Raw genomic sequence first — 25,792 nt, 5'->3', positions numbered from 1 at the left:
AAAGCGGAAACGCTCTAGAGCGGTTCATCGTTTCAAGACAGCAAAAGAAAAGGCCGGTCGCTGGGACCGGCCTTTTTTATTGGTGCGCGATGCGGTGCGCGGATCAGCCCTTCGGCCACTCGCGGATGTCGACGAAGTGACCGGCGATGGCGGCAGCGGCGGCCATGGACGGCGACACGAGATGCGTGCGGCCCTTGAAGCCCTGACGGCCCTCGAAGTTGCGGTTCGAGGTGGAAGCGCAGCGCTCGCCCGGCTTCAGGCGGTCGTCATTCATGGCAAGGCACATGGAGCAGCCCGGCTCACGCCAGTCAAAGCCGGCAGCCTTGAAGATCTTGTCGAGACCTTCGGCCTCGGCCTGCGCCTTCACGAGGCCGGAGCCCGGCACGATCATGGCGTTGACGCTGTCCTTGACCTTCTGGCCCTCGGCGACCTTCGCGGCTTCGCGCAGATCCTCGATGCGGCCATTGGTGCAGGAGCCGATGAAGACGCGGTCGACGGCGATGTCGGTGATCTTCGTGCCCGGCGTCAGACCCATATACTCAAGCGCGCGCTTCTTGGAGATACGCTTGGTCTCTTCGGCGATGTCGTCCGGGTTCGGCACGACGCCGGTGACGGAGATGACATCCTCGGGCGAGGAACCCCAGGTGACGATGGGCGGCAGGTTGGCGGCATCGAGACGAACGATGCGGTCATACTCCGCGCCCTCATCGGTGCGCAGCGAATCCCAGTAGGCAAGCGCCTTCTCCCATGCATCGCCCTTCGGCGCGCGCGGGCGGTCCTTGATGTAGGCGTAGGTGGTCTCGTCCGGCGCGATGAGGCCGGCGCGTGCGCCGCCTTCGATCGACATGTTGCAGACGGTCATGCGGCCTTCCATGGAAAGCGCGCGGATTGCCTCGCCGGCATATTCCATGACGTGGCCGGTGCCGCCGGCGGTGCCGATCTCGCCGATGATGGCAAGGATGATGTCCTTGGCGGTGACACCGGCGGGCAGCGCGCCATCGACCTGGATCAGCATGTTCTTGGCGCGACGCTGGATGAGCGTCTGCGTGGCCAGAACGTGCTCGACCTCGGAGGTTCCGATGCCGTGCGCCAGAGCGCCGAACGCGCCATGGGTGGAGGTGTGGCTGTCGCCGCAAACGATGGTCATGCCCGGCAGAGTGAAGCCCTGCTCCGGCCCGACGATGTGGACGATGCCCTGACGCTCGTCATTGGCGTCGTAATATTCGATGCCGAAATCGGCGGCGTTCTTTGCCAGCGCATCAACCTGGATGCGGCTTTCCTCATTCTTGATGCCGAACTTGCGGTCGGGCGAGGTGGGCACGTTGTGGTCGACGACGGCGAGCGTCTTTTCCGGATGGCGCACATCGCGGCTGGCCATGCGGAGGCCCTCGAAGGCCTGCGGGCTCGTCACCTCGTGCACGAGGTGGCGGTCGATGTAGAGCAGGCAGGTGCCGTCGTCCTGCTGATCAACCAGGTGGTCGTCGAAAATCTTGTCGTAGAGCGTGCGTGCTTTGGTCATTTTGTTCATCCCTAGCGGAGCGAAATGGAAGGCTGGCCGGCTAATCTCTTGTCTCGTTGCGTTCCCGCGGCGCGTTGCGGACGGGAAGGCCGAGCCGGTTGGCGTGTCCGCCTAAGGCAGTCGGCTCAGAAGCGAGCCGGAAACCCGCGCAAAGAAGCGGCCCGGCAGGCGCTTGACGTCCTGCAGAACAAAGCCCTTGTAGGCCGGATTTCCAAAAAGTGCTTCCATGAGAGGGCTAATACCAGCCTTTCCCGGGCTCGGCAATCTATCCGTGCCGGGCGTCTTCGGCAGAAGGCAAATGTCTGCCACGTGCGCGCATGAGGGCAGGAATTCCGCTACCGGGGCATGGGCGCGACAGCCAGCCCCGGTTGCGGTGGTCTCCAGGGTCAGGACCCTAACGCTTTGCCTGATTCTTGCGCAGGCGCTGTTCCAGCCCGCGCAGGGCCAGCGACAGGCCGATGGTCAGGATGAGATAGATATAGGCGACAATCGAGTAGGTTTCGAAGAAGCGAAACGAGCCTGAAGCGTAGATCTTGCCCATCTGGGTAATGTCGGCGACGCCGAGCACGGAGACCAGCGAGGAGTCCTTGACCATCGCCACGAAATCATTGCCGAGCGGCGGCAGGATGGTGCGGATCGCCTGCGGAAGGACAATGAGGCGGAAGCGCTGGAAGCGCGACAGACCGAGCGCCTTGGCGGCTTCGATCTGGCCTTCGTCAACCGACTGGATGCCGGCGCGGAAAACCTCGGCGATGAAGGCCGAATAACCGATGGTGAGCGCGATGATGGCACGCCACAGAAGCGAAATGTCGCGCACCCGTAACTCGCCGAGAACGCCCGCCTCCTGCAAGGGCGCGGTGACCGCATTCCAGCCGGTCACGATGATCGGAACACCGGCAAAGGCGATCCAGAACAGGAGCACCAGAACGGGGACGCCGCGAATGATCTCCACGTAGAAACGGGCGATCTGGCGCAGCACCAGAGATCCGGACAGGCTCATCAGCGCCATGCCAAGGCCGACGGCCGTGGCCAGCGCAAAGCCCACCACCGTGACGAAAACGGTGATGCCGATGCCCTTGGAAACGATGGAGAAGACCTGCGCGTAGAGTTCGCTGGTGGCAATGAGGATTGCGACGCCGACGGCGATGACCCCGGCGGCAACAAGCCACCAGGGGAAATCGCGTTTGGCGGCGGGTCTGGAACCGGACACCGCCATGGGCTCTAGAGTTTCCTCGACGGGCGGCCGGTCAGGCCGGCAGGACGCGGGGCAACCACGTCCTATTCACCCATCTTGTATTCAAGGAACCATTTCTTGTTGAGGGCGTCGAGCGTGCCGTCGGCCTTCATGGCGGCGATCGCTGCGTTGACGGGTTCGACCAGATCGGAGCCCTTGGCGAAGATGAAGCCGAAATCCTCGGAGCCGAGGGCCTCGTTGAAGAGCTGGAGAGCGCCATCGGAGGCATCGACATAGCCCTGGCCGCCGGTGCTGTCGGTCAGCACCATGTCGACATCGCCGGAGCGCAGCGCCTGAACGGACGCGCCAAAGGTCTCGAAAAGCTTGATGCGCGGATTGGCTTCGTTGCCGTCGAGCACTTCATAGACGGCGGTGTAGAAGGGCGAGGTGCCGGGCTGCGCGCCCACCAGACCGTCTTCATAGGCCGCGAAGCTTTCAGCGTCGGAGAAGTTGTCTTCGTCGCTGCGCACCAGCATGAACATTTCGGAGCGCAGATAGGGGGCGGAGAAATCCACCTTTTCCTTGCGGTCGTCACGAATGGTGATGCCGGTCATGCCGATGTCGTACTGACGGTCGGCAACCGACTGGATCATCGCGTCCCAGCTCGTGTTCTGGTAGGAGAGCGAGAAGTTGAGACGCTTGGCGATCTCGTTCATCGCATCGTATTCCCAGCCGATCTGCTCGCCCGACTTGGGGTCGATGAACTGAAGCGGCGGGTAGGCATTCTCCGTGACCACCACGACTTCACGACCCTCAAGGTCGGGCAGCGTATCGGCAGCGACGGCAAAACCGGAAAACATGAAAGCGGCAGCCGCGAAGGACGCAGCCTGAAGGGACGTACGCAACGTCATGGACCAATCTCCCTGTGGCGGACCGATGCTCGGCCGGGTGATGGTCTTTTCCTTAAAGCAGAGTGTTTCCCAGTAAAAGAGCCAGAATGGCGGCAAGCGCCGTAAAGGAAACCAATCAAAACAAAAAAGGCGCACCGAAGTGCGCCTTTCTTAAAAACCCAATGCCGGAGAGACTACTCGGCGTTGTTCTCTGCAGCAGCAGCTTCCTGCGCCTTGGCGGCTTCTTCAGCTGCCTTCTCGGCGGCCAGAGCCTCAGCGGCAGCGCGCTTCTCAGCTTCGATGCGCGCCTTTTCTTCGGCAGCAGCCTGACGCACGGAATCGTTGAGACGACGGGCGCGGACGCTGGTGTTCTCGGTGATGCGTGCGGACTTACCGCGACGGTCGCGCAGGTAGTAGAGCTTCGCGCGGCGAACCTTACCGCGGCGGACCACCTCTACGCCCTCGACGAGCGGGGAGTAGATCGGGAACACGCGCTCGACGCCTTCGCCGTAGGAAATCTTGCGAACGGTGAAGTTCTCGTGGATGCCGGCGCCGGAGCGGGCAATGCAGACACCTTCATAGGCCTGCACGCGGGTGCGGGTGCCTTCGGTGATGCGAACCAGAACGCGAACCGTGTCGCCGGGCTGGAATTCGGGAATCTTGCGCTGAGCTTCGATTTTCTCGGCCTGCTCGGCCTCAAGCTGACGGATAATGTCCATCTCACTGTCCTCTTGTTCTTCTCGAACCGTCAGAGCGCTCATCCCAATGGCAGTTGTGCACCGCCTGAAGAGTGCCCTCCCAAAGGAGGAACAGGAGCGAATTCACGTGTTCTTTGGTTAGATCCAAACCGGCCGGAGCCGTTACGTTGGGTGCGCATACACGACATTGCGGGGAGAATCAATATGGAACGACGGCTGCCGCGCCCGAAATCTCAGTCCGAACCGATGCGCCCCAGATGCGTATCACGAAACCCGCTCTCATGTTTCAGCCCGTAGCCAAGCGCGCGGTCTGCGCCGATATGGGCGGCGAGAATGAGCGCCAGATGCGTGGCGAGCGGCGCGTCCAGCACCAGTCCGACGAGATAGACGAAAACCGGAGCAGGCCAGGCATGGACGAGATTGTAGCACCATGCGCCGACGCGCGGCCCTGCGAGATAGCCCAGCATGGCGAGATCCGGCGCAAACAGAAGCATGGCGAACAGCCACCAGTTGCCGCCGGAAAGCTGATAGAGAATAAGGGCGAGAACCGCCAGAGATGCGCCCTCGAGCCGCAGAAGGCGTTTCACTTTCCGCCGTCCTTATAAGCCGCCCAGAGATCGGGACGGCGCTCGCGCGTCAGCCTTTCGGCCTCTTCGCGCCGCCAGGCGGCGATTTTCGCATGATTGCCCGACAACAGGATCTCCGGGATCGGACGATCCTCGAAGAGCTGCGGGCGCGTGTATTGCGGGTGCTCCAGAAGACCACCCTCGAAGCTCTCTTCTTCGCCGGACGCATCATTGCCCATGACGCCGGGCAGAAGCCGGATCACTGCATCGAGCAGAACCAGCGCTGCCGGCTCGCCGCCGGAGAGCACGTAATCGCCGATGGAAACCTCTTCGAGACCGCGCGCCTCGATCAGACGCTGGTCAACGCCCTCGAAACGGCCGCACAGAATGACCGCGCCCGGACCGGCCGCCAGCTCACGCACGCGCTGCTGGTCGAGCGGACGGCCACGCGGGCTCATCAAAAGGCGGGGACGCGGATCATCGGCCGGCGCGGCGTCATCGATGGCGCGCGCCAGAACATCGGCGCGCATGACCATGCCTGCACCGCCGCCAGCCGGCGTGTCATCGACATTGCGGTGCTTGCTCGTGGCGTAATCGCGGATCTGGACCGTTTCCAGAGACCAGCGACCGGCCTCGCGCGCCCTGCCGGCGAGCGAGAGGTCGAGCGAACCGGGAAACATTTCGGGATAGAGAGTGAGGATCGTTGCGCGAAAGCTCACGGCGCATCCCCATCGCCCGGCATGTCTGGATTGTCTGGCCCGCCCGCATCGTCAAGACCATCGGCATCGTCCAGATCGTCGGCATCCTCATCATCGACAAGGCCGGCAGCGACGCGGTCGATCTCGACGAGCCCCTCGGAGACACGCACCTGCGGCACGGCAGCCTGCGTGAAGGGAACCATTGCCATTCCGCCCACGGCCAGCGCGACTTCCATGATGTCGCCGCCGCCGAAATCATGCAGCGCCTGAACCCTGCCGACGCGCTCGCCCTCGCCGTCGATGACGGAAAGGCCGATCAGGTCGGCATGATAAAACTCGTCTTCCTCAAGATCGGCGGGCAGTGCGGCCCGCTCGACAAAGAGAGCCGTGCCGTTCAACGCCTCGGCGGCGGTGCGGTCGCCCACCTCGGCGAAGCGGGCCACCACCACATTCTTGGCGGGGCGCACATTCAGAACAGTCAGGGTGCGGCCATCCCCGGTGGAGAGCGGGCCGTAATCGCCAATGGCCAGGGGATCGCCGGTGAATGTCTTCACCCGCACTTCGCCGCGCAGGCCCTGCGGGGCGCCGATGACGGCGAGCTGGACGCGGGTATCGTTCTTGCTTGGTTTCTTCATGTGCCTGACTTGCCATTGCCCAAATCGGGGAAAACAGGCTTATGCGTCGTTTTACGGCTTGCCGGCAAGCTTGTCGGCGAGAGTTTCCATGCGTGTGGCAAGATCGCCCAGCATGCCGGTGACGGCGGAATCGTTCCGGTCAGCCTGGCTGACCGCCTCGTCGCGCGTCTTGCGGAGCGTATTGATCTCGCCCTCCATGCCGCGCGTCTTCTTTTGCAGTTCCACCAGCTCGTCCATGACCATGATGCCGGCCATGACCGCAAGACGGTGGTCGCCGATCTCACCGAACGCGTCTTTCAGATGCGTGATGTAGCGGTCGAAACGCTGCGCGAGATTGACGAGATGATCTTCCTGCCCCTCATCGCAGGCCATGCGATAGGACTTGCCGTCAATGGTGACCGTAACCTGTGCCATCGCTTCGCCCTACCGATCCAGCACGGCACGGATCGTTTCCATGGCCGTGACCAAACGCCGCGAAACCTCGCGGTTCACCTCTTCGAGCCGCTGGGCCCGCGCTTCGGACTTGTCTATTTCCTGGGCCAGTCGCGCGCGATCGGCATTCATGCGCTGCACTTCGGCATCGGAATCGACAAATTCCCGATCCCGCTCCAGCCGGGCGTCAACCGCATCCTCAAGCGAGGACATGGCCTTGTCCAGCCGACCGATCACCTCCTTGAGCGTGTTGTCACCACTCATGGCCGCCAACCCCAGTCCTGCATTTCCGGAAGGCGCCCGCCGCATATGCGACGCCGGCACGGATTGTCCGAAAATGTTTTGACACAGGCAATCTTGCTTACTCTCTCTCGCCAAACTGCGCGATGCGCCCGCCTCCCCCACGCAAACGCCACTGGCTGTCTGCCGGGACGGTGAACGCGAATCGCTGGCGTTACTATACAGTTACGCCCAAAAGATTAGGCGCCGGGTGAAGCCCCCGTCAACAAAACACGTCGGCTAATCCCCCAAATTGGTGTAACAAGGTTGATACATAACGCTCCTCCCCCAGCGGCAGACAATCTGGTGAAAACGGCCCCTTTGTTGACTTCAAGGCCGCAAATGCTATGTGTCGCCTGCTTTTTCCAAGGGGTCAGCGCTGCCCAGGCAGCGCCCCGATAACTGCCTTATGCGGACCAGCGAGCAATCATGATCTCACGCGACAAACACGACCGGATGGCCAATGCGATCCGCTTCCTTTCCATGGATGCGGTAGAGAAAGCCAAATCGGGCCATCCCGGACTGCCCATGGGCGCAGCCGATATCGCCACTGTGCTTTTCACCCGCTTCATGAAGCATGACCCGAAAAACCCGAACTGGGCCGACCGCGACCGGTTCGTTCTTTCGGCCGGTCATGGATCGATGCTGCTCTATTCGCTGCTCTACCTGCTGGGCTACGAAGACATCACGATCGATGAGATCAAGAATTTCCGCCAGCTCGGCTCGCGCACGGCCGGCCACCCGGAATTCGGCCACGCAGCCGGCATCGAGACGACGACCGGCCCGCTCGGCCAGGGTTTTGCAAACTCCGTCGGCATGGCGATTGCCGAGCGCGTTCTGAACGCCCGCTTCGGCAACGATCTGGTCGACCACTACACCTATGCGCTGGCCGGCGACGGCTGCCTGATGGAAGGCATCAGCCAGGAGGCACTGACGCTGGCGGGCCACCTGAAGCTCAACAAGCTGATCGTGCTGTTCGACGACAACAACATCTCCATCGACGGCGAGATCTCGCTGACCGATTCCACCGACCAGTGCGCCCGTTTCGAGGCTTCCGGCTGGAACACGATCCGCTGCGACGGCCATGACCCGGAAGCGATTGCTGCCTCGATCGAAGCCGCGAAGGCCTCCGACAAGCCGACCCTGATCGCCTGCCGCACGACCATCGGTTTCGGCGCTCCGACCAAATCGGGCACCGCGAAGGTTCACGGCGCGCCGCTGGGTGCGGAAGAGATCGCCGGCGCGCGCAAGGCGCTTGGCTGGGACGCAGAGCCCTTCACGATCCCCTCCGACATTCTCGACGACTGGCGTCTGGCCGGCCTGCATTCGGCAAAGGACCGCAAGGCCTGGGAAGACCGCCTTGCTGCAGCCGACGCCGAGACGCGCGGCGAGTTTGAGCGCCGCATGCGTGGCGACCTGCCGGAGAACTTTGACGCGGCCATGGTCGAGTACAAGGAGAAGCTTGCAGCCGAGCCGCCGAAAGTGGCAAGCCGCAAGGCCTCCGAAATGGCGCTGGAAGCAATCAACGCCGTGCTGCCGGAAACCATTGGCGGCTCGGCCGACCTGACCGGCTCCAACAACACCAAGACGAGCCAGACCGGCCCAATCAGCGCCGACGACTTCTCCGGCCGCTACGTGCATTACGGAATCCGCGAGCATGCAATGGCCGCGGCCATGAACGGCATGACGCTGCATGGCGGCATCATTCCCTATGGCGGCACGTTCATGACGTTCTCGGACTATGCCCGTCCGGCCATGCGTCTGGCCTCGCTGATGCAGATCCGCTCCATCTTCGTGATGACGCATGATTCCATCGGCCTTGGCGAAGACGGCCCGACCCACCAGCCGGTGGAGCATCTGGCCGCGCTGCGCGCGATCCCGAACCATTTCGTGTTCCGTCCGGCCGATGCGGTGGAGACCGCCGAGTGCTGGCAGGTGGCCGTTGAAAGCCGCAAGACGCCTTCGACGCTCGCCCTGTCGCGCCAGAACCTGACGCCCGTGCGCACCAGCCACGAAGCGGACAATCTGAGCGCCCGCGGCGCATACGAGCTGGCCGGTTCGGAAGACGACGCCAAGGTGACGCTGTTCGCCACCGGCTCGGAAGTGGAAATCGCCATGGACGCCAAGGCGCTTCTGGATGCCGCTGGCCTCCCGGCCCGCGTCGTCTCGGTGCCGTGCTTCGAGCTGTTCGAGCAGCAGAGCGAAGACTACCGCAAGGCCGTGACCGGCAATGCGCCGGTGAAGATCGCCATCGAGGCCGGCATTCGCCAGGGCTGGGATGCGATCATCGGTTCCGACGGCGTGTTCATCGGCATGACCGGCTTTGGCGCAAGCGCGCCCGCACCGGAGCTCTACAAGCACTTCGGCATCACCGCCGAGGCCGCTGCCAGCGCCGCGCAGAAGCGGCTCGCAGAGCTCGGTTGAGGCCGATAGCGGCCTTATCAGGGTTCGGGGCGGGCGAATGCCTGCCCCGCCATCTGGATTCTTGCCTCTTGCGCCGCTATGAAGCGGCGTCTCTTTCCGTGCCAGCGCACGGCCACCCACCTGCCGGAGGAAGTTCATGACCGTCAAAGTAGCCATCAACGGATTTGGCCGCATCGGCCGCAATATCGTACGCGCGATCTACGAGTCGGGCCGCAAGGACATCGACATTGTCGCGATCAACGATCTCGGCCCCGTCGAGACCAACGCTCACCTGCTGCGCTATGACAGCGTGCATGGCCGCTTCCCTTCCGAGGTGAAGGTCGACGGCGACACGATCAGCATCGGCTCCGACTCCTTCAAGGTGTTCGCCGAGCGCGACCCGTCCAAGCTGCCGTGGGGCGAGCTGGGCGTTGACATCGTGATGGAGTGCACCGGCATCTTCACCTCCAAGGAGAAGGCTTCGCTGCACCTGCAGGCCGGCGCAAAGCGCGTTCTGGTTTCGGCTCCGGCCTCCGGCGCGGACCTGACGGTCGTTTACGGCGTCAACCATGACAAGCTCTCCAGCGAGCACCTGATCGTCTCCAACGCTTCCTGCACCACCAACTGCCTGGCTCCGGTGGCCAAGGTCCTGAACGACGCCTTCGGCATCGAGAAGGGCTTCATGACGACGATCCACGCCTATACGGGCGACCAGCCGACCCTCGACACCATGCACAAGGACCTCTACCGCGCCCGCGCGGCAGCCATGTCCATGATCCCGACCTCGACCGGCGCGGCCAAGGCCGTTGGCCTCGTCCTGCCGGAGCTCAATGGCAAGCTGGACGGCGTCTCCGTGCGCGTGCCGACCCCGAATGTCTCGGTCATCGACTTCAAGTTCGTGCCGAGCAAGAAGGTCACCGTCGAAGAGATCAACAACGCGCTCGTGGCGGCTGCCGACGGCCAGCTGAAGGGCATTCTCGCCTACACCAACGAGCCGCTGGTCTCCATCGACCTGAACCACAACCCGGCCTCGTCCACCTTCGCGCTCGACCAGACGAAGGTGATCGACGGCGACCTGGTTCGCGTCATGTCCTGGTACGACAATGAATGGGGTTTCTCCAACCGCATGGCCGACACGGCCGTTGCGTTCGGAAAGACCATCTGATCGACAAAATCAGTTGAACCATAACCGCCCCCATGCTGAGCTTCCCGAGGGGCAAGGCAAGGCGGAGGGGCGGTTATGCAAAGGCGATGGCTGAACTGGTCAGCGATGGCCGCAGTGCTCGGCTCGATCGTGTATGCGTTCGGGCCGGTTTTGCTGGACAAGTGGCTTGATGACGACAGCGCATCGGCGCAGCAGGAAATAAACCGCCAGCAGACCGAGGTTCTCGGCAAGAACGCCGAGCTTCTCGAAAATCTGAACAGAACGCTCCAGGAGCTCAGTGTTCAGCCAGACGCCCCCGGCGATGCCGAACGGCAGACGCCGCCGCCGGAAAAACCGGAGCCCCATGCCCCAAAAACATTCGAGGCCCTGTCACCGCAGGCAGCGCCAGATTCGCAGATAAATGTTGCAGCCCCGCCGCAGCCCAAAGCGCCTGCACCAGCCGCTCCTGAGCCGCTGGAAACCATTGCCCTGCCAGCCGGAGAACATGTGTTCGGCGTGTTCGAAGGACAGAATTTCGATCTTTGCAGCCATAGCGGCTTCAGGGCCGAGCTGACCTCCAAGGACGGCGTCGCCAGCGTGCTCCTCACCAGCACGGACCGCTCTGTGCCCGGACGCGGATTTCGCGGGTTCGAGAAGACCATTCCGTTACAAACGCCGGTTATGCTTTGGGAGGGTTGCACCATCGCCATCGGCAGCGCTGAAGAGCGCAGCAATCTTACACGTTTGATCATTTCCGTTGCTGAGGGAGATGCAACATGAACCGCCTTGTCATCAAAACCGCACTCGCCCTGTTTTCACTTTTGGGCGGTCTGCTGAGCGCGCAGGCATGCGAGAGTTACAAGTCGCTTGCGACCAGTGAAATGAAGGAATTTCGAGACAAGCTTAGCGAAGCGGGGGCCGACCCTCTGGATCGCCTCTTCGCCTTTGAGGAGCTTTCCTGCTCTGACAACCCGACGGTGCGCGCCTATGCCGTTCGGGAGGGACTGAAGACCGCGAAAGACCAGCTGGTGCGCGAGCAGATCGTACTGACCGCGCTGATGCAGAAAACCCGCCTCGACATCGAGCTGGTCGCAAGCGGAAACGTGACCGATGAGGACCGGAAATTCATCAAGAAGCACGCCGGTCTCTGGTCCCTGCCGATCAACTTCAGGTCCCAGAAAGATGGCTGCGTCAGCGCCTATCACGACAGCCGTTGCGACGCCCGTTATTCTCTCTTCCTGCGTGGCGACAAAGCAGAGCTCACCTATGATCGCGTGGTTGGCGAGTTTCAGCTTTCCGAAGACAACGCCCTGGTAGGCTTTGTCCGCGTGGACGCGCGGGACACCTTTGGCAGGATACCTGCGGTGATCAACCTTTTCTGAGGAACGGATCACACTGTTTTCATCGCCCGGCCATCGCGCCGGGCGTTTTTCTTTTGTCCATGCCCTTGCATCTCACTTCCGCCGCATCCTTTATGAAAAAGAACAGCAACTTGCGACGAAGTGGATGAAGAGAGGCGGATGGATCAGGGCATTTACGTCATAACGCTGGTGGGCACGGCGCTTGTGCTCTTTGCCGCGTTCTCGAGCCTGATCGCCTTTCGCTTCGGCGCACCGCTGCTTCTCATCTTTCTCGGTATTGGTCTGGCCGCCGGAACGGACGGGCTGGGCCTCGATTTCGACAATGCAGCCGTCGCCTATTTCATCGGCTCGCTGGCACTGGCGGTGATCCTGTTCGATTCGGGCTTCGGCACATCGGTGGCCGCCTTCCGACAGGCCGCCGCCCCTGCGCTCGTGCTGGCGACAATCGGCGTCTTGATGACGGCCGGGCTGGTCGGCGTCGCCGCCTACTACGTGACCGGCTTCGGCTGGCTGGAATCCCTCCTGCTCGGCGCGACCGTGGCCTCGACAGACGCAGCGGCAGTGTTCTTTCTGCTGCGGGTGGGCAACATCTCCGTGCGCGAGCGGGTGCGCTCCACGCTGGAAGTGGAGTCCGGCTCGAACGACCCGATCGCCATCTTCCTCACGCTATCGCTTGTCGGGCTGATCGCCAGCGGCGAGGCGATGCAGGCGGACACGCTGGCCGCCGATGTGGCCATCGGCTTTCTGCAACAGATGGGCATCGGCCTGATGGCCGGGCTTGTTGGCGGCTGGAGCATCGTGCGGCTGGTGGTGAAGCTCAAGCTGGAACAGGGGCTGCTGCCGATTTTCGTGCTGGCGCTCTCGCTTCTGGTGTTTGCGCTGGCCGGCGCGATGGGCGGATCGGGCTTCCTCGCCGTGTATGTGGCGGGTCTGATCGCCGGCAATGCGAAACTGCGCTCGACCGCCATGCTGAAGCGCTTTCAGGACGGCGTGACCTGGCTGGCGCAGATCATCATGTTTCTCGTGCTCGGCCTGTTCGCCACGCCGTCGCAATTCGCCGACATCATTTTGCCGGCGCTGTTTATCGGCCTGTTCCTGATCTTCGTCGCCCGGCCGCTGGCCGTGACACTGTGCCTTGCGCCGTTCCGGTTCTCGCCCGCCGAGAGCGCCTTCGTCTCGTGGGTGGGCCTGCGCGGGGCCGTGTCGATCCTGCTGGCGATCACGCCGCTGATCGATGAGCTGCCGAACGGACGGGCGCTGTTCAACATCGTCTTCATCATCGTGCTGGTGTCGCTGATCGTGCAGGGCTGGACGGTGGGACCGCTGGCGCGCCGGCTGGGACTGACGTTGCCGCCGCGCATGGGGCCGCTGAACAAGGTGGAGCTGGAACTGCCCGGCTCCGCCCGCCACGAGCTTCTGGCCTATCGCGTGGTGGCGGGAAGCCCGGTGGAGCGCGGCCAGCGCATTCCACGGTGGGCCAAGCCCTCGCTCGTGGTGCGCGACGGGCGCTCCATGACCTATCAGTATGCGGGGCGCCTTTCCGCCGGAGACCATGTCTACATCTTCGTGCCGGACCGCTATCCCCGCCTGCTCGACCGGCTGTTCGCAAGCCCTGTGGAAATGGACCCGGAGGATGCGGACTTCTTCGGCGCGTTCTCGGTCGATCCCGCACGCCCGGCCTCGGACATCGAGGCGGCTTATGCGCCGGGGCTGAGCGAGGACGAGCAGAAGAAGACCATTGCCGAACTGATGCGCGAGCGGCTTGGCGGGCGCGCTGAATATGGCGACCGCGCAACGCTTGGCGAGATCGAATTGATCGTGCGCGATGTGGACGAGGACGGGCGCGTCATCGCCGCCGGACTTTCGGTGGAGCCGCAGGCCCCCGAGGTGCGCGTGCCGCTTCTGCTCAGCCCGCGCGACCTGATGCGCCGGATTTTCCGCAGGAAGCCCCGCCCCGACGCCGGCTCATAATCACTGCGCCATCTTGCGCCCGGCGCGCGGCGCTGTATGGTCGCCAGCGAATTTATACCACCGTTCCACCAGCGGTTCCGGCGGTTGCGACATGATGCACCGTTTCAGAACCCACACAGGAGACAGCGACGCGCCATGCCGGACTTCAAGACCCTTGACGACCTCAACGACATTGCAGGCAAGCGCGTGCTGGTGCGCGTCGATCTGAACGTTCCGGTGAAGGACGGCAAGGTCAGCGACACCACCCGCATCGAACGCGTGATGCCGACCATCACGGAACTGTCTGGCAAGGGCGCGAAGGTCATCCTGATGGCGCATTTCGGCCGCCCGAAGGGCAAGGCCGATCCGGCTGCCTCGCTGGAGCCCATCGCCTATGCCGTGGAGAGCGTGCTCGACCACCGCGTTCATTTCGCCAAGGACTGCATTGGCGCACCGGCGGCTGAGGCCATTGCCGAGATGGCCAATGGCGACATTCTGCTTCTGGAGAACACGCGCTTTCATGCCGGCGAAGAACAGAACGATGCCGAATTCGCCCGGGCACTGGCCGAGAATGGCGACATCTATGTGAACGACGCCTTTTCGGCTGCACACCGCGCCCATGCCTCGACCGAGGGCCTCGCCCACCTGCTGCCGGCCTATGCGGGCCGCACCATGCAGGCAGAGCTCGAAGCGCTTGAGAAGGGCCTTGGCCAGCCGGCGCGGCCGGTGCTGGCCATTGTCGGCGGTGCGAAGGTTTCCACCAAGATCGACCTCCTGATGAACCTGGTGAAGAAGGTGGACGCGCTGGTGATCGGCGGCGGCATGGCCAACACATTCCTCGCCGCGCGCGGCACGGAAGTGGGCAAATCGCTGTGCGAACACGACCTGGCGAAAACGGCCAAGCAGATCATGATCGAGGCCGCGGAAGCCGGCTGCGCGCTGATCCTGCCGGTGGACGCCGTGGTGGCGCGCGAGTTCAAGGCCGGCGCTGAAAGCGAAGTGGTGGCCATCGACAACGTTCCGGCGGACGCCATGATCCTCGATGTGGGCCCGAAGAGCGTCGAGAAGGTCAATGAGTGGCTGGACCGCGCCGACACGGTGGTCTGGAACGGCCCGCTGGGCGCATTCGAGATCGAGCCGTTCGATGCGGCAACCGTTGCCGCTGCAAAGCACGCAGCACACCGCACCGGCGAAGGACTGCTCGTCTCGGTGGCCGGTGGCGGCGACACGGTGGCAGCGCTCAACCATGCCGGTGTGGCAGACGCATTCTCCTACGTCTCGACCGCTGGCGGTGCGTTTCTGGAATGGATGGAAGGCAAGGCGCTGCCCGGCGTCGTTGCGCTTTCGAAATCCGCTTAGATCGATTGAATTCGCTTCGTTTCACAGGTCAGGAGCCACTTTTCACCCCTGCGTTAAGCAAAGTGTGAATAGTCTGTCATTTCAATCGATTAGGGATTGAGAGGGCGCATTCCGTTTGCCGGGCGCATCTGCTATGCGCCCGGGTATGAACAGACAGGAGACCTGAAATGAGCGAACGGCTTGAGGATATTGCAGCCGCCATGGTGACCCCGGGACAGGGGATTCTGGCGGCGGACGAAAGCTCCGGCACCATCAAGAAGCGCTTCGACACGATCGGCCTCGAGTCGACGGAAGAGAACCGTCGCGACTATCGCGAGATGATGTTCCGCGCCGACGATGCGATGAAGAACTGCATCTCCGGCGTCATCCTCTACGACGAGACGATCCGCCAGAAGGCAGCCGACGGCACGCCGCTGGTCGATCTCATCAAGGCCTCCGGCGCAGTGCCGGGCATCAAGGTCGATGGCGGCGCGAAGCCGCTGGCCGGCTTTGAAGGTGAAACCATCACCGAGGGCCTCGACGGCCTGCGTGACCGCCTCAACGAGTATTACGGCCTTGGCGCGCGCTTCGCCAAATGGCGCGGCGTGATCTCGATCTCCAACGACCTGCCGCGCTGGGGCGCGGTGAAGCAGAACGCACAGGCGCTCGCGCGCTATGCAGCGCTCTGCCAGGAAGCCGGCATTGTGCCGATCGTCGAGCCGGAAGTGCTGATGGACGGCAAGCCGGGCGATCACTCCATCGACCGCTGCTACGAAGTGACCGAGTGGGTTCTGAAGACCGTCTTCGACGAGCTCTACGACGCGCGCGTTTCGCTTGAGGGCATGGTGCTGAAGCCGAACATGGTCATCGACGGCAAGAACGCCCGCAAGGCGAGCCGCGAAGAAGTGGCCGAGAAGACCGTGCGCTGCCTGAAGTCGACCGTTCCGGCCGCCGTGCCGGGCATCGCCTTCCTCTCCGGCGGCCAGTCGGACGAAGAAGCGACGGCGCATCTCTCGCTCATGAATGCCGGCTTCGACATGCCGTGGGCGCTGACCTTCTCCTATGGCCGTGCGCTGCAGGCCGCCGGCCTGAAGGCATGGGGCGGCAAGAAGGAAAACGTTGCTGCCGCGCAGCAGGCCTTCGGCCACCGCGCGAAGATGAACAGCCTCGCCGCCACCGGCAAGTGGGAGCCTGGCCTCGAAGCCGCCTGATCAGCAGGCATCGAGAAAGCATTGGAACGGCCCGTCGGCGACTGTCGGCGGGCCGTTTTCTTTTGGGTGTTGGGGTGGGTGCTTGGGGTGGTGCAGGGCTGCTGCTCAGAGCAGTTCAGTGTTTCATGGAAACGCTGCTCTGCTCCATATGCCTGTTTCGCCGCATTTATGCGGACGTCAGGTGATTCCACCTGACTGCAAAATGCTCCAGAGCAGTTCAGTGTTTCACGGGAATCACCTGCGCCCTACTCGCCCCCGCGCAGAAGGATGGTGAGCGAGACCGCGCCAAGCGCGATCAGGGCGAGCTTCCAGAAGTCGGCGCGGCGCTTCAGGCCCGGAAGACCGAGCGGCCGGATGATGTGCACGATCATCATCGCCAGAATGAGCAGGAGCAGGATCTTGGTCATGACGGTCCGATTCGGGAAACCATCGCCCCTTGTGCCCGTTGCCGCCCCCACCTGTCAAAACCATCGCCTTCACCGCAAGTCTGATTTACCTTTCCGGCAACGATCCGCTATCGTCGGGCGAGATCAGGCTCAAACCGCAGGGAGGAGGCGGGGTGATGTCGCGCTATCACGAGGTTTACCGGAGCTGGCAGCAGGATCCGGAGCGTTTCTGGGCGGAGGCTGCCGCCGAAATCGACTGGTACAGCCCCTGGGACAGGGTTTTCGACGCGGAGTCCGGCGTTTACGGGCGCTGGTTCCCCGGCGCGACCTGCAACACGTGTTTCAATGCGGTGGACCGGCATGTCGAGGGCGGGCGAAAGGACCAGCCCGCCCTCGTCTATGACAGCCCGATCAGCGGCCGCAAGAAGAGCTTCACCTATGGCGAGCTGAAGGACGAGGTAACGGCGCTGGCCGCCGTGCTGAAGGATTTCGGCGTCGGCAAGGGCGACCGCGTGGTCATCTACATGCCCATGGTGCCGGAAGCGGTGTTCGCCATGCTGGCCTGCGCGCGCATCGGGGCCGTTCATTCGGTCGTGTTCGGCGGGTTCGCGGCCCGCGAGCTTGCCGCGCGCATCGATGATGCGGCTCCGCGCGCGATCATCTCGGCCTCGTGCGGGCTGGAGCCCGGCCGCATCGTGCCCTACAAGCCGCTGCTCGACGAGGCGATCCGCCTCTCCTCCGCCAAGCCCGAGAACTGCCTGATCCTGCAGCGCGAGGAACAGGGCTGCGACCTGGTGCAGGGACGCGATCATGACTATGCGCGGATGGTGCAGGCGGCGCGTGCTGCCGGTCTTGCCGTGCCGTGCGAGCCGGTGCTCGCCACCGATCCGCTCTACATTCTCTACACGTCGGGAACGACGGGACGCCCCAAGGGCGTTGTGCGCGACAATGGCGGGCACATGGTGCGGCTCAAATGGTCGATGTTCAACGAGTTCGGCATCGAGCCGGGCGAGACGTTCTGGGCGGCGTCGGATGTGGGCTGGGTGGTGGGCCACTCCTACATCGTCTATGCGCCGCTGTTACACGGTTGCACGACGGTTCTGTTCGAGGGCAAGCCGGTGGGCACGCCCGATGCCGGCGTGTTCTGGCGGGTGATCGCCGAACACGGCGTGGCGGCACTCTTTACCGCGCCGACGGCGTTTCGCGCGATCCGCACGGCGGACCCGGATGCGGAGATGATGGCCGGACACGACCTCTCCCGCTTCCGCACGCTCTTTCTGGCCGGTGAACGGGCCGACCCCGACACGGTGAAATGGGCGGAGAAGACGCTGGGCGTTCCCGTGATCGATCACTGGTGGCAGACGGAGACGGGTGCGCCAATCAGTCAGGACCCCGTCGGGCTTGGCATGCTGCCGGTGAAGTATGGCTCACCCGGCGTGCCGATGCCGGGCTATGACGTGCAGGTTCTGGACGATGCGGGACACCCCGTGCCGGCGGGCACGCTCGGCAATGTGGTGGTGAAGCTGCCGCTGCCGCCCGGCGCACTGCCGACGCTTTGGAACGACGACAAGCGGTTTCGCGAGGCCTATCTCAGCGAGTTTCCGGGTTACTACAAGACGGCGGACGCCGGCATGCTGGATGAGGACGGGTATCTCTTCATCATGGCGCGCACGGACGACATCATCAATGTGGCGGGACACCGGCTTTCGACCGGCGGCATGGAGGAAGTGGTGGCCGAGCACCCCGCCGTTGCCGAATGCGCGGTGATCGGCATTGCCGACCAGCTCAAGGGTCAGGTGCCCTGCGGCTTCGTGGTGCTGCACGGCAGGGCCGGGGCGGACATGAGCACGGTGGAACGCGAGCTGGTGGCGATGGTGCGCGAGCGCATCGGGCCGGTTGCCGCGTTCAAGAAGGTGGTGCCGGTGAAGCGGCTGCCCAAGACACGCTCGGGCAAGATCCTGCGCGCCACCATGCAGAAGATCGCCGACCATCAGGAATGGGCGATGCCGGCCACTATCGACGATCCGGCGATCCTCGATGAAATCAGCGAGGCGCTGGACAAGTCCAGGAAGTGACGGGCGCTGCCCTTGACCTTGCCGTGCCCCAGGCGCAGGGTCCGGCCGATTTTTGGCATAAGGATTCAACATGGCACTGGACGGCAAGACAGCAATCGTAACGGGCGGCGCGAGCGGCATTGGCTATGCAATCGCCGAGCGGTTTCTGCGCCACGGCGTCAAGGTCGTGATCGCCGATGTCGATGGCGAAAAGGGTGCGCAGGCGCTTTCCGATCTGGAAAAACTGGGCGATGCGCGCTTCGTGAAGGCGGATGTGAGCAAGCGGCTGGACGTGCACAACATGCTGGCGGAAACCATCGACGCCTTCGGCGACGTGGACATTCTCGTCAACAATGCCGGCATCGTGCATGCGTCGGACTTTCTCGACCTGAGCGAAGAGGATTTCAGCCGCGTTCTCGACATCAATCTGAAGGGTTCCTTCCTCGCGGGACAGGCCGTGGCCCGCTTCATGGTCGAGAAAGTGCAGAATGGCGGTGCGCCGGGCACGATCATCAACATGTCGTCGATCAACGCCGTTCTCGCGATCCCCGAGCAGATCGCCTATTCGGTTTCCAAGGGTGGCGTGAACCAGCTCACCCGCGTCATGGCGCTGGCGCTCGCGCCCTATGGCATTCGCGTCAACGCGATCGGGCCGGGCTCGATCATGACCGAGATGCTGGCCAAGGTGAACAGCGACCAGGCGGCGCGCAACCGCATGCTCTCGCGCACGCCGCTCGGCCGCGCCGGCGAGCCAGGCGAGATCGCCTCGGTGGCAACCTTCCTGGCCGATGACGATGCAAGCTATGTGACGGGACAGACGATCTACGCCGATGGCGGACGCCTGCCGCTGAACTACACGGTGGAAGTGAAGCCGGATATCTCCTGACAAAACGGCGTCAGCACCGGTCGGCGATGATGCCCTGCCCTTTTTCTGCGCAGCGTAACAGCCCTCCTGACAGTGTGTTGTCAGGAGGGCTGTGTCATTCTGCAGGCATTGAAAATGGAGGGTTACCCAAGTGTCTGCCACTTTGCCGTTGCATGCTGTCGTCTGGGCGGAAATTCCGGTCACCGACCTGGACCGGGCACGCGCTTTCTATGGCGCTGTCGTTGAAAATGAACTGGCGCTGCGGGAAGACGGGCCGAACCCGTTTGCCGTGTTCGCCTCGAAAGACCCGCAGGAATCCATCTCGGGGCACATCTACCCCGGCAAGCCGGCTCCCGAAGGCACCGGGCCGACCATTCATCTCGCAGTCGCAGCGCCGCTTGAAGACGCCATGAAGCGCGTGACGGACAATGGCGGCAAAGTGGTGTCGCCCATCGTCACTATTCCTGCCGGTCGTTTCGTGTATTGTCTCGATCCCGACGGAAACAGCTTCGGAATTTTTGCGTGAGGAGAACAACGCATGCGCCGTGCTGACCGACTTTTTCAAATCGTCCAGCATTTGCGGGGCGGGCGCCTGGTTACGGCGCGTTTGTTGAGCGAGCGTCTCGAAGTCTCGGAACGCACGATCTATCGCGATATCGCCGACCTGCAATCGACCGGGGTTCCCATCGATGGCGAGGCGGGCGTGGGCTATCTGATGCGGGAGGGGTTCGAGCTCCCCCCGCTCATGTTCACCCGCGACGAGATCGTGGCCCTGGTGGCCGGGGCGCGCATGGTGCGCGCCTTCGGCGGCGCAGCGATGGCGCGTGCCGCCGAAGAAGCGCTCATCAAGATCGGAACCGTGCTGCCGGAACCGGAGCGCGACCGGATTGCAAAAACCGAAATTCACACCCCGCGCTGGGTGGTGAGCGACATGGACCGCCAGACCATCGATGCGCTGGAGCGCGCGGTGGAAACGCGCGACGTGCTTGCCCTCGACTACCGCGACGAGGCAGGCCGGACATCGGAGCGCGATGTGCGGCCTCTGGGCCTGTGGTTCTGGGGAAAGGTCTGGACGCTGGTGGCCTGGTGCGAGCTGCGCGGAGATTTCCGCACCTTTCGCATCGACCGCATTGCGGCGATCAAGCCGGCAGGGCGCGGGTTCCGGCCAGAGCGCGGCAAGCAGCTTGCCGACTTCTACCGCCGCATGGAAATTCATGAAGCCATGATCGGCAGGGCACAGGCCTGCTGAACCGGAAGATCGTCTGCAACAGGACTTTCTGCCGCCATCACCCGATACGAAAACAGCCTGATACGAGATCAGGCTGCTCTAATTTCTCCCCGGCAATCCGGGGAGATTATCAGGTATCGCGAATCAGGACTGATCGTCCTCATCATCGTCATTGTTTTCGGTGGAGCGCATCGACGAGAGCTTTGCGAAGACGGCTTCTGCGTCGAGTTCCTTCTCTTCCGAGGAGGACGAATCCTGCTCGCCGAGCGGCAGATGCTCGGTCTCGGATGCCGGCAGAAGCGTTTCGCCGGTGCTCTCCTGCGGCGGCAGGTAACGGGCAGCGCGCTGCACTTCCAGATCCAGATCGATCTGCGAGCACAGGCCCAGCGTCACCGGGTCCATCGGCACGAGATTGGGCGAGTTCCAGTGGGTGCGCTCGCGAATGGCCTCAATGGTCGACTTGGTGGTGCCGACGAGACGCGAAATCTGCGCGTCCTTGAGCTCCGGATGATTGCGCACCAGCCAGAGAATGGCGTTGGGGCGGTCCTGACGCTTGGAGAGCGGCGTGTAACGCGGCCCCTTGCGCTTGGTCTCCGGCACACGCACCTTCGGCTCGGAAAGCCGCAGCTTGTGGTTTGAATTGCGCTCGCCCATGGCGATTTCTTCGCGGGTGAGCTGGCCGGTCATGACCGGGTCCATGCCCTTGATGCCCTGAGCGGCGTCGCCATCGGCAATGGCACCAACCTCAAGCGGATGCAGCTTGCAGAACTCTGCAATCTGATCGAACGTCAGCGCCGTGTTGTCGACCAGCCACACGGCGGTGGCCTTGGGCATGAGAAGCGTGTTGGCCATAGTTCAAGAATCCTCTTCCTTCGCCCGCGTCCCTAGCGCGGGCGGTGGTTATAACCACCGATGTTGGGAAATTTCGTCCGCTTTATAAACTGAAACACCCCCCTTACGCAACAAATTGCGCAGCACCCCGGAACGGGGACGTCACCGAACCGTCATTGATCCGTCATCGGCGTGAAACCAAGCCCTCCGATTGTGCCGCTCCTACGGGACTTGAGGGAGTTTTGAACATGCAACGCAACGCGATCATTCTTGCTCTGCTGGCCAGCACGGCTGTCATCTTACCGGCTCAGGCAGAGATGAATTTCAACCGCATCGCCACTTTTGCCGTGGCCGAGAACCTGCCGGCCGATGCCGACCGGGCAACGGAGACCTCTTCCGAGATCATCGCCCGCAGCGCCGACGGCAAGACGCTGATCTATTCCGACAGCCCGCTGGGCGGCGTCGGCTTTGTCGACATCAGCGATGCAGCCGCGCCGAAAGCCGGTGGCGCCGTGATGCTGGACGGCGAACCCACCTCCGTGGGCGTGGTCGGCCAGAAAGCGATTGCGGCGGTGAACACCTCGAAGAGCTTTACCGAGCCTTCCGGCAATCTGGTGGTGATCGACATGGCGGCGAAAACCGCCGAAGCCTCCTGCGCGCTGGGCGGACAGCCGGATTCGGTTGCGATCAGTGCCGATGGACGCTTTCTTGCTGTCGCCATCGAGAATGAACGCGACGAAGACCTGAATGACGGCGTCATTCCGCAGATGCCTGCCGGCGACCTCAAAGTGTTCACGCTCACCGACGGCATGCCCGATTGCGACAGCATGAAAACCGTCTCGCTTGCCGGTCTCGCCGAAATCGCGCCGAGCGACCCGGAGCCGGAATTCGTGGATTTCAACGACGCGGGCGAAATTGTCGTCACGCTTCAGGAAAACAACCACATCGCGGTGGTTTCGGCCGAAAGCGGCGCGGTGGTGAACCATTTCGCCGCCGGCAGCATCGACCTCGAACAGATCGACACGCTGGACAATGGCGCAATCGACTTCGATCAGGCGGCAGCCAATGTGAAACGCGAGCCGGACGCCGTGAAGTGGCTCGACAATGACCGCTTCGTGACCGCCAATGAGGGCGATTATGAAGGCGGATCGCGCAGCTTCACCATCTTCAACAAGACGGGCGAGGTTCTGTTCGACAGCGGCAATGATCTGGAATTCCGCGCCGCAGCCGCCGGCCACTACCCGGACAAGCGTTCCGACGCCAAGGGCACCGAGCCCGAGGGCCTCGAAGTCGCGACCTTCGGCGATCAGCGATACATCTTCGTTGCGCTGGAGCGTGCTTCGCTCATCGCGGTCTACCGCGACACGGGCGGCGCGCCGGAATTCGTGCAGGTGCTGCCGTCGGGCATCGGACCGGAGGGTCTGGTCGCCATTCCCGAGCGCAACCTCCTGGTGACGGCCAATGAGGCGGACCTGATCGAAGACGGCGGCGCACGCTCGCATGTGATGGTCTACGAACTTTCCGAGGGCAAGGCCGCCTACCCGACCATCGAATCCGCCATGGACGAGAACGGCGCACCGTTTGGCTGGGGCGCTCTTTCGGGCCTCGTGGCTGATCCGGAAAAGCCCGGCACGCTCTACGCCGTGTCGGATTCGTTCTACGGCAACCAGCCCGCGATCTTCACCATCGACGCGACGCAGACGCTGGCGCGGATCACGAAAAAGACGGTCGTGACCCGCAATGGCGCGGCTGCCCAGAAGCTCGACCTCGAAGGCATCGCCAATGATGGCAAGGGCGGCTTCTGGCTCGCTTCGGAAGGCCGCACCGACCGCCTGACGCCGCACGCGCTGTTCCGCGTCGATGCAAAGGGCGAGATCAAGCAGGAGATCGCACTTCCCGCCGAACTGCTCGCCGTGGAGCAGCGCTTCGGCATGGAAGGCGTGACCGTGGTTGGCGAAGGCGACGACCAGATGCTGGTGATGGCGATCCAGCGCGAATGGAAAGACGACCCGAAGGGCCAGGTGAAGCTGGTGAGCTACAAGCCTGCCTCCAAGGAATGGGCTGCCGTTCGCTATCCGCTGGATGCGGCGGAAAAGGGCTGGGTCGGCCTTTCCGAAATCACCGCCCATGACGGCAAGCTCTACATCGTGGAGCGCGACAACCAGATCGGCTCGTCGGCGAAGATCAAGAAACTCTACAGCGTGTCGCTGGACGGTTTCGCACCGGCTGCGCTGGATGCAGACCTGCCGCTGGTGGAAAAAACGCTGGAGCGTGACCTGCTGCCCGAGATGAAAGCCGCGACGAATGGCTATGTGGTCGACAAGATCGAGGGCTTCGCCATCGACGCGAACGGCACCGCCTATTTCGTGACCGACAATGACGGGGTGGACGATTCGTCCGGCGAGACCATCTTCGTCAATATGGGCAAGCTCAGCGCGACCCACTGACCTGGATCGTTGTTGCGCAATTCCGGACGGGTAACCGGCTTCAGTTTTTCCCGGAATTGCTCTCGCAAACAAAGCCTCCCAGGGCTGAAGGCCCCGGCATCATCGCCGGGGCCTTCCTGTTTTTGGGAAAGGCGTTTTCGCCGGTGATCAAGACACTTCCAGCACGATTTTGCCGATATGCGCCCCCTCTTCCATGCGCTCATGCGCACGCCAGGCCTCGGCCAGCGGGAAGGTCATGTCCATGACCGGGGCGATGCGGCGGGCGGCCAGAAGCGGCCAGACATGCGCTTCCAGCTCCGTTGCGATGATGCCCTTGAAGGCGACAGAACGGGGCCGAAGCGTGGAACCGGTGTGACTGAGGCGCTTGCGCATGATCTGCGAGAAATCGACCTCTGCCCGCGCGCCCTTGAGGAAGGCGATCTGCACGATGCGTCCATCCATGGCCGCGGCGGTGTAATTGCGCTCGATATAGTCACCACCGATCATGTCGAGGATGACATCCGCGCCATGGCCGCCTGTCTCTTCCTTCACGGCCTCGACGAAGTCCTCGTCACGGTAATTGACCGTGCGCACCGCGCCCAGCGACGCGCAGGCGGCGCATTTTTCCGCCGAGCCCGCCGTGGCGATGACCTTCGAGCCAAGGGCTGTCGCCACCTGAATGGCGGTGGTGCCGATGCCGGAGGAGCCGCCATGCACGAGCAGGGTCTCGCCCTCTTTCAGGCCGCCGCGCTGGAACACATTGTGCCAGACGGTGAAGAAGGTTTCGGGGATGGCCGCAGCCTCGGTGAAGCTGAAACCATGGGGCACCGGCAGCGCGTTGGTTTCATGTGTCAGGCAGTATTCGGCATAGCCGCCACCGGGTGTCAGCGCCGTGACACGGTCGCCCACCTGCCAGCGTTTCACCCCCTCGCCCAGCGCGACAACCTCACCGGCGGCCTCGAGGCCCGGCAGATCGGAAGCGCCGGGCGGCGCGGGATAGAGCCCCTTGCGCTGAAACACGTCGGGCCGGTTGATGCCGGCGGCGCGCACCTTGATGAGAATTTCCCCCTCGCCCGGCTTCGGCACATCGCGTTGCTCCGGCTTCAGCACTTTCGGCTCGCCCGGCTCGCTGATCGCCACTGCCGTCATCTTCTCTGGAAGCGCCATATGATTCGTCATGCCCCTGTTGATTTGAAGAACGTCCGACAACACAATCGGCGAGTGATGCACGCGGATCAAGGGCGCGCCTGACAGGATAGCGCATCACCCTGCGGATGGAGGCGATGGGAGAACGCGCAATGGGCATTTTCGACGAGGACGACAAGAAACAGGCGGCCGGCCACCGGATCGGTGAGGACCTGTCGCTGCTCTCCGTAGAGGAACTCAACAAACGGATTGCGCAACTGAAGGAGGAGATCGTGCGGCTCGAACGGGACATTGAAAGCAAGGGTGCAACCAAGAACGCCGCAGAGGCATTGTTCCGACGGGATTAGCCTGGCGCGAAAGGGTCTTCGGATACCGCAATCGTCGCCCTGAACGACGGTTTTGCGATGGCGGCGACGCCGTTATTCGCGCATAGTGTCAAACGCGTGTCTCGAAGACGCCGCCAGTCTCTTCCCCGGCCTTGCTGACGCCATGATTCGATGGCGAAGGCGCGGTTGAACGACAACCGGCCAATTCGAACGCTACCCCCTTCGGAACCCG

The 25,792-nt window shown here is 63.2% G+C and carries 25 protein-coding genes; 13 read left to right on the top strand and 12 right to left on the bottom strand.

What is annotated here, in order from left to right:
- Positions 1 to 103: 103 nt before the first annotated feature.
- The 9 genes from leuC to AC4PTT_RS02180 all read right to left on the bottom strand — a co-directional run bounded on the left by leuC (position 104) and on the right by AC4PTT_RS02180 (position 6,876).
- On the bottom strand, positions 104 to 1,519 hold the full coding sequence (gene leuC / locus AC4PTT_RS02220; protein WP_113153480.1) for a 3-isopropylmalate dehydratase large subunit: 1,416 nt from the start codon (positions 1,517 to 1,519) through the stop codon (positions 104 to 106).
- Positions 1,520 to 1,913: 394 nt separating this feature from the next.
- The gene (locus AC4PTT_RS02215; RefSeq protein ID WP_113153482.1) at positions 1,914 to 2,735 is read right to left on the bottom strand and encodes an amino acid ABC transporter permease; all 822 of its coding nucleotides are present in this window, start codon (positions 2,733 to 2,735) and stop codon (positions 1,914 to 1,916) included.
- Positions 2,736 to 2,797: 62 nt separating this feature from the next.
- The gene (locus AC4PTT_RS02210) at positions 2,798 to 3,604 is read right to left on the bottom strand and encodes a transporter substrate-binding domain-containing protein (RefSeq protein ID WP_492162026.1); all 807 of its coding nucleotides are present in this window, start codon (positions 3,602 to 3,604) and stop codon (positions 2,798 to 2,800) included.
- Between the two features lie 173 nt (positions 3,605 to 3,777).
- Complete coding sequence (rplS, locus tag AC4PTT_RS02205; RefSeq protein WP_113153484.1) at positions 3,778 to 4,302, bottom strand: 50S ribosomal protein L19; 525 nt, start codon at positions 4,300 to 4,302, stop codon at positions 3,778 to 3,780.
- A 212-nt stretch (positions 4,303 to 4,514) separates the two neighbouring features.
- Positions 4,515 to 4,868, bottom strand: a complete 354-nt coding sequence (locus AC4PTT_RS02200; protein WP_206545672.1) for a DUF4260 domain-containing protein — start codon at positions 4,866 to 4,868, stop codon at positions 4,515 to 4,517.
- Positions 4,865 to 5,566: a tRNA (guanosine(37)-N1)-methyltransferase TrmD gene (gene trmD / locus AC4PTT_RS02195; RefSeq protein WP_492162025.1), complete on the bottom strand. Its 702-nt coding sequence runs from the start codon at positions 5,564 to 5,566 to the stop codon at positions 4,865 to 4,867. The genes AC4PTT_RS02200 and trmD overlap by 4 nt, the downstream gene beginning before the upstream one ends.
- Positions 5,563 to 6,180, bottom strand: a complete 618-nt coding sequence (gene rimM / locus AC4PTT_RS02190) for a ribosome maturation factor RimM (protein ID WP_283800571.1) — start codon at positions 6,178 to 6,180, stop codon at positions 5,563 to 5,565. The genes trmD and rimM overlap by 4 nt, the downstream gene beginning before the upstream one ends.
- A 51-nt stretch (positions 6,181 to 6,231) precedes the next feature.
- On the bottom strand, positions 6,232 to 6,594 hold the full coding sequence (locus tag AC4PTT_RS02185; protein WP_206545669.1) for a cell division protein ZapA: 363 nt from the start codon (positions 6,592 to 6,594) through the stop codon (positions 6,232 to 6,234).
- Between the two features lie 9 nt (positions 6,595 to 6,603).
- On the bottom strand, positions 6,604 to 6,876 hold the full coding sequence (locus AC4PTT_RS02180) for a DUF4164 domain-containing protein (protein WP_206545668.1): 273 nt from the start codon (positions 6,874 to 6,876) through the stop codon (positions 6,604 to 6,606).
- 444 nt (positions 6,877 to 7,320) lie between these two features.
- Between AC4PTT_RS02180 and tkt the strand changes: the two genes are divergently transcribed.
- The 7 genes from tkt (at position 7,321) to AC4PTT_RS02145 (ending at position 16,298) form a co-directional block, all read left to right on the top strand.
- Positions 7,321 to 9,315: a transketolase gene (gene tkt / locus AC4PTT_RS02175; protein WP_206545667.1), complete on the top strand. Its 1,995-nt coding sequence runs from the start codon at positions 7,321 to 7,323 to the stop codon at positions 9,313 to 9,315.
- Positions 9,316 to 9,451: 136 nt separating this feature from the next.
- Positions 9,452 to 10,459, top strand: coding sequence for a type I glyceraldehyde-3-phosphate dehydrogenase (gap, locus tag AC4PTT_RS02170; RefSeq protein WP_113153490.1), 1,008 nt, complete (start codon positions 9,452 to 9,454; stop codon positions 10,457 to 10,459).
- 105 nt (positions 10,460 to 10,564) lie between these two features.
- Positions 10,565 to 11,218, top strand: coding sequence for a hypothetical protein (locus AC4PTT_RS02165; RefSeq protein WP_492162024.1), 654 nt, complete (start codon positions 10,565 to 10,567; stop codon positions 11,216 to 11,218).
- On the top strand, positions 11,215 to 11,820 hold the full coding sequence (locus AC4PTT_RS02160; RefSeq protein WP_492162023.1) for a hypothetical protein: 606 nt from the start codon (positions 11,215 to 11,217) through the stop codon (positions 11,818 to 11,820). Before AC4PTT_RS02165 ends, AC4PTT_RS02160 begins: the two co-directional genes overlap by 4 nt.
- 138 nt (positions 11,821 to 11,958) lie before the next feature.
- Positions 11,959 to 13,770 carry a potassium/proton antiporter gene (locus AC4PTT_RS02155; protein ID WP_283800572.1) on the top strand — a complete coding sequence of 604 codons (1,812 nt, stop codon included), beginning with the start codon at positions 11,959 to 11,961 and terminating at the stop codon, positions 13,768 to 13,770.
- A 135-nt stretch (positions 13,771 to 13,905) separates the two neighbouring features.
- Complete coding sequence (locus AC4PTT_RS02150; RefSeq protein ID WP_206553247.1) at positions 13,906 to 15,108, top strand: phosphoglycerate kinase; 1,203 nt, start codon at positions 13,906 to 13,908, stop codon at positions 15,106 to 15,108.
- A 167-nt stretch (positions 15,109 to 15,275) separates the two neighbouring features.
- The gene (locus AC4PTT_RS02145; protein ID WP_113153493.1) at positions 15,276 to 16,298 is read left to right on the top strand and encodes a class I fructose-bisphosphate aldolase; all 1,023 of its coding nucleotides are present in this window, start codon (positions 15,276 to 15,278) and stop codon (positions 16,296 to 16,298) included.
- 245 nt (positions 16,299 to 16,543) lie between these two features.
- Here the strand turns inward: AC4PTT_RS02145 and AC4PTT_RS02140 are convergent, their stop codons facing one another.
- A complete protein-coding gene (locus AC4PTT_RS02140; RefSeq protein WP_204360853.1) occupies positions 16,544 to 16,705 on the bottom strand; it encodes a hypothetical protein in 162 nt (53 codons plus the stop codon).
- A 152-nt stretch (positions 16,706 to 16,857) separates the two neighbouring features.
- On the opposite strand from AC4PTT_RS02140, the gene AC4PTT_RS02135 reads away from it, so the two are divergent.
- The 4 genes from AC4PTT_RS02135 to AC4PTT_RS02120 all read left to right on the top strand — a co-directional run bounded on the left by AC4PTT_RS02135 (position 16,858) and on the right by AC4PTT_RS02120 (position 20,852).
- Positions 16,858 to 18,759 carry a propionyl-CoA synthetase gene (locus AC4PTT_RS02135; protein ID WP_492162022.1) on the top strand — a complete coding sequence of 634 codons (1,902 nt, stop codon included), beginning with the start codon at positions 16,858 to 16,860 and terminating at the stop codon, positions 18,757 to 18,759.
- A 70-nt stretch (positions 18,760 to 18,829) separates the two neighbouring features.
- Positions 18,830 to 19,624 carry an SDR family NAD(P)-dependent oxidoreductase gene (locus AC4PTT_RS02130; protein ID WP_113153494.1) on the top strand — a complete coding sequence of 265 codons (795 nt, stop codon included), beginning with the start codon at positions 18,830 to 18,832 and terminating at the stop codon, positions 19,622 to 19,624.
- Positions 19,625 to 19,754: 130 nt separating this feature from the next.
- On the top strand, positions 19,755 to 20,129 hold the full coding sequence (locus tag AC4PTT_RS02125; protein ID WP_492162021.1) for a VOC family protein: 375 nt from the start codon (positions 19,755 to 19,757) through the stop codon (positions 20,127 to 20,129).
- Between the two features lie 12 nt (positions 20,130 to 20,141).
- Positions 20,142 to 20,852, top strand: a complete 711-nt coding sequence (locus tag AC4PTT_RS02120; RefSeq protein ID WP_113153496.1) for a helix-turn-helix transcriptional regulator — start codon at positions 20,142 to 20,144, stop codon at positions 20,850 to 20,852.
- Positions 20,853 to 20,975: 123 nt separating this feature from the next.
- Here AC4PTT_RS02120 and AC4PTT_RS02115 read toward each other — a convergent pair whose 3' ends face one another.
- Complete coding sequence (locus tag AC4PTT_RS02115) at positions 20,976 to 21,683, bottom strand: DUF1013 domain-containing protein (RefSeq protein ID WP_206548021.1); 708 nt, start codon at positions 21,681 to 21,683, stop codon at positions 20,976 to 20,978.
- A gap of 227 nt (positions 21,684 to 21,910) precedes the next feature.
- Here AC4PTT_RS02115 and AC4PTT_RS02110 point away from each other — a divergent pair, with 227 nt between their 5' ends.
- Positions 21,911 to 24,109: an esterase-like activity of phytase family protein gene (locus AC4PTT_RS02110; RefSeq protein ID WP_492162020.1), complete on the top strand. Its 2,199-nt coding sequence runs from the start codon at positions 21,911 to 21,913 to the stop codon at positions 24,107 to 24,109.
- Between the two features lie 147 nt (positions 24,110 to 24,256).
- Here AC4PTT_RS02110 and AC4PTT_RS02105 read toward each other — a convergent pair whose 3' ends face one another.
- A complete protein-coding gene (locus AC4PTT_RS02105) occupies positions 24,257 to 25,237 on the bottom strand; it encodes an NAD(P)H-quinone oxidoreductase (RefSeq protein ID WP_317088718.1) in 981 nt (326 codons plus the stop codon).
- Between the two features lie 149 nt (positions 25,238 to 25,386).
- On the opposite strand from AC4PTT_RS02105, the gene AC4PTT_RS02100 reads away from it, so the two are divergent.
- A complete protein-coding gene (locus AC4PTT_RS02100; RefSeq protein ID WP_113153498.1) occupies positions 25,387 to 25,581 on the top strand; it encodes a DUF1192 domain-containing protein in 195 nt (64 codons plus the stop codon).
- Positions 25,582 to 25,792 lie beyond the last annotated feature (211 nt).

It is taken from the genome of Nitratireductor sp. WH36-1, assembly GCF_058725515.1.
Note: the sequence above shows the minus strand (reverse complement) of the source record. Positions and strands in the feature narration are given on the sequence as shown.

Bases quoted from the DNA above. Each gene is read 5' to 3' on its own strand.
- leuC (WP_113153480.1), bottom strand. From the start codon at position 1,519: ATGACCAAAGCACGCACGCTCTACGACAAGATTTTCGACGACCACCTG.
- AC4PTT_RS02215 (WP_113153482.1), bottom strand. From the start codon at position 2,735: ATGGCGGTGTCCGGTTCCAGACCCGCCGCCAAACGCGATTTCCCCTGG.
- AC4PTT_RS02210 (WP_492162026.1), bottom strand. From the start codon at position 3,604: ATGACGTTGCGTACGTCCCTTCAGGCTGCGTCCTTCGCGGCTGCCGCT.
- rplS (WP_113153484.1), bottom strand. From the start codon at position 4,302: ATGGACATTATCCGTCAGCTTGAGGCCGAGCAGGCCGAGAAAATCGAA.
- rimM (WP_283800571.1), bottom strand. From the start codon at position 6,180: ATGAAGAAACCAAGCAAGAACGATACCCGCGTCCAGCTCGCCGTCATC.
- AC4PTT_RS02185 (WP_206545669.1), bottom strand. From the start codon at position 6,594: ATGGCACAGGTTACGGTCACCATTGACGGCAAGTCCTATCGCATGGCC.
- AC4PTT_RS02180 (WP_206545668.1), bottom strand. From the start codon at position 6,876: ATGAGTGGTGACAACACGCTCAAGGAGGTGATCGGTCGGCTGGACAAG.
- tkt (WP_206545667.1), top strand. From the start codon at position 7,321: ATGATCTCACGCGACAAACACGACCGGATGGCCAATGCGATCCGCTTC.
- gap (WP_113153490.1), top strand. From the start codon at position 9,452: ATGACCGTCAAAGTAGCCATCAACGGATTTGGCCGCATCGGCCGCAAT.
- AC4PTT_RS02165 (WP_492162024.1), top strand. From the start codon at position 10,565: ATGGCCGCAGTGCTCGGCTCGATCGTGTATGCGTTCGGGCCGGTTTTG.
- AC4PTT_RS02160 (WP_492162023.1), top strand. From the start codon at position 11,215: ATGAACCGCCTTGTCATCAAAACCGCACTCGCCCTGTTTTCACTTTTG.
- AC4PTT_RS02155 (WP_283800572.1), top strand. From the start codon at position 11,959: ATGGATCAGGGCATTTACGTCATAACGCTGGTGGGCACGGCGCTTGTG.
- AC4PTT_RS02150 (WP_206553247.1), top strand. From the start codon at position 13,906: ATGCCGGACTTCAAGACCCTTGACGACCTCAACGACATTGCAGGCAAG.
- AC4PTT_RS02145 (WP_113153493.1), top strand. From the start codon at position 15,276: ATGAGCGAACGGCTTGAGGATATTGCAGCCGCCATGGTGACCCCGGGA.
- AC4PTT_RS02140 (WP_204360853.1), bottom strand. From the start codon at position 16,705: ATGACCAAGATCCTGCTCCTGCTCATTCTGGCGATGATGATCGTGCAC.
- AC4PTT_RS02130 (WP_113153494.1), top strand. From the start codon at position 18,830: ATGGCACTGGACGGCAAGACAGCAATCGTAACGGGCGGCGCGAGCGGC.
- AC4PTT_RS02120 (WP_113153496.1), top strand. From the start codon at position 20,142: ATGCGCCGTGCTGACCGACTTTTTCAAATCGTCCAGCATTTGCGGGGC.
- AC4PTT_RS02115 (WP_206548021.1), bottom strand. From the start codon at position 21,683: ATGGCCAACACGCTTCTCATGCCCAAGGCCACCGCCGTGTGGCTGGTC.
- AC4PTT_RS02110 (WP_492162020.1), top strand. From the start codon at position 21,911: ATGCAACGCAACGCGATCATTCTTGCTCTGCTGGCCAGCACGGCTGTC.
- AC4PTT_RS02105 (WP_317088718.1), bottom strand. From the start codon at position 25,237: ATGACGGCAGTGGCGATCAGCGAGCCGGGCGAGCCGAAAGTGCTGAAG.
- AC4PTT_RS02100 (WP_113153498.1), top strand. From the start codon at position 25,387: ATGGGCATTTTCGACGAGGACGACAAGAAACAGGCGGCCGGCCACCGG.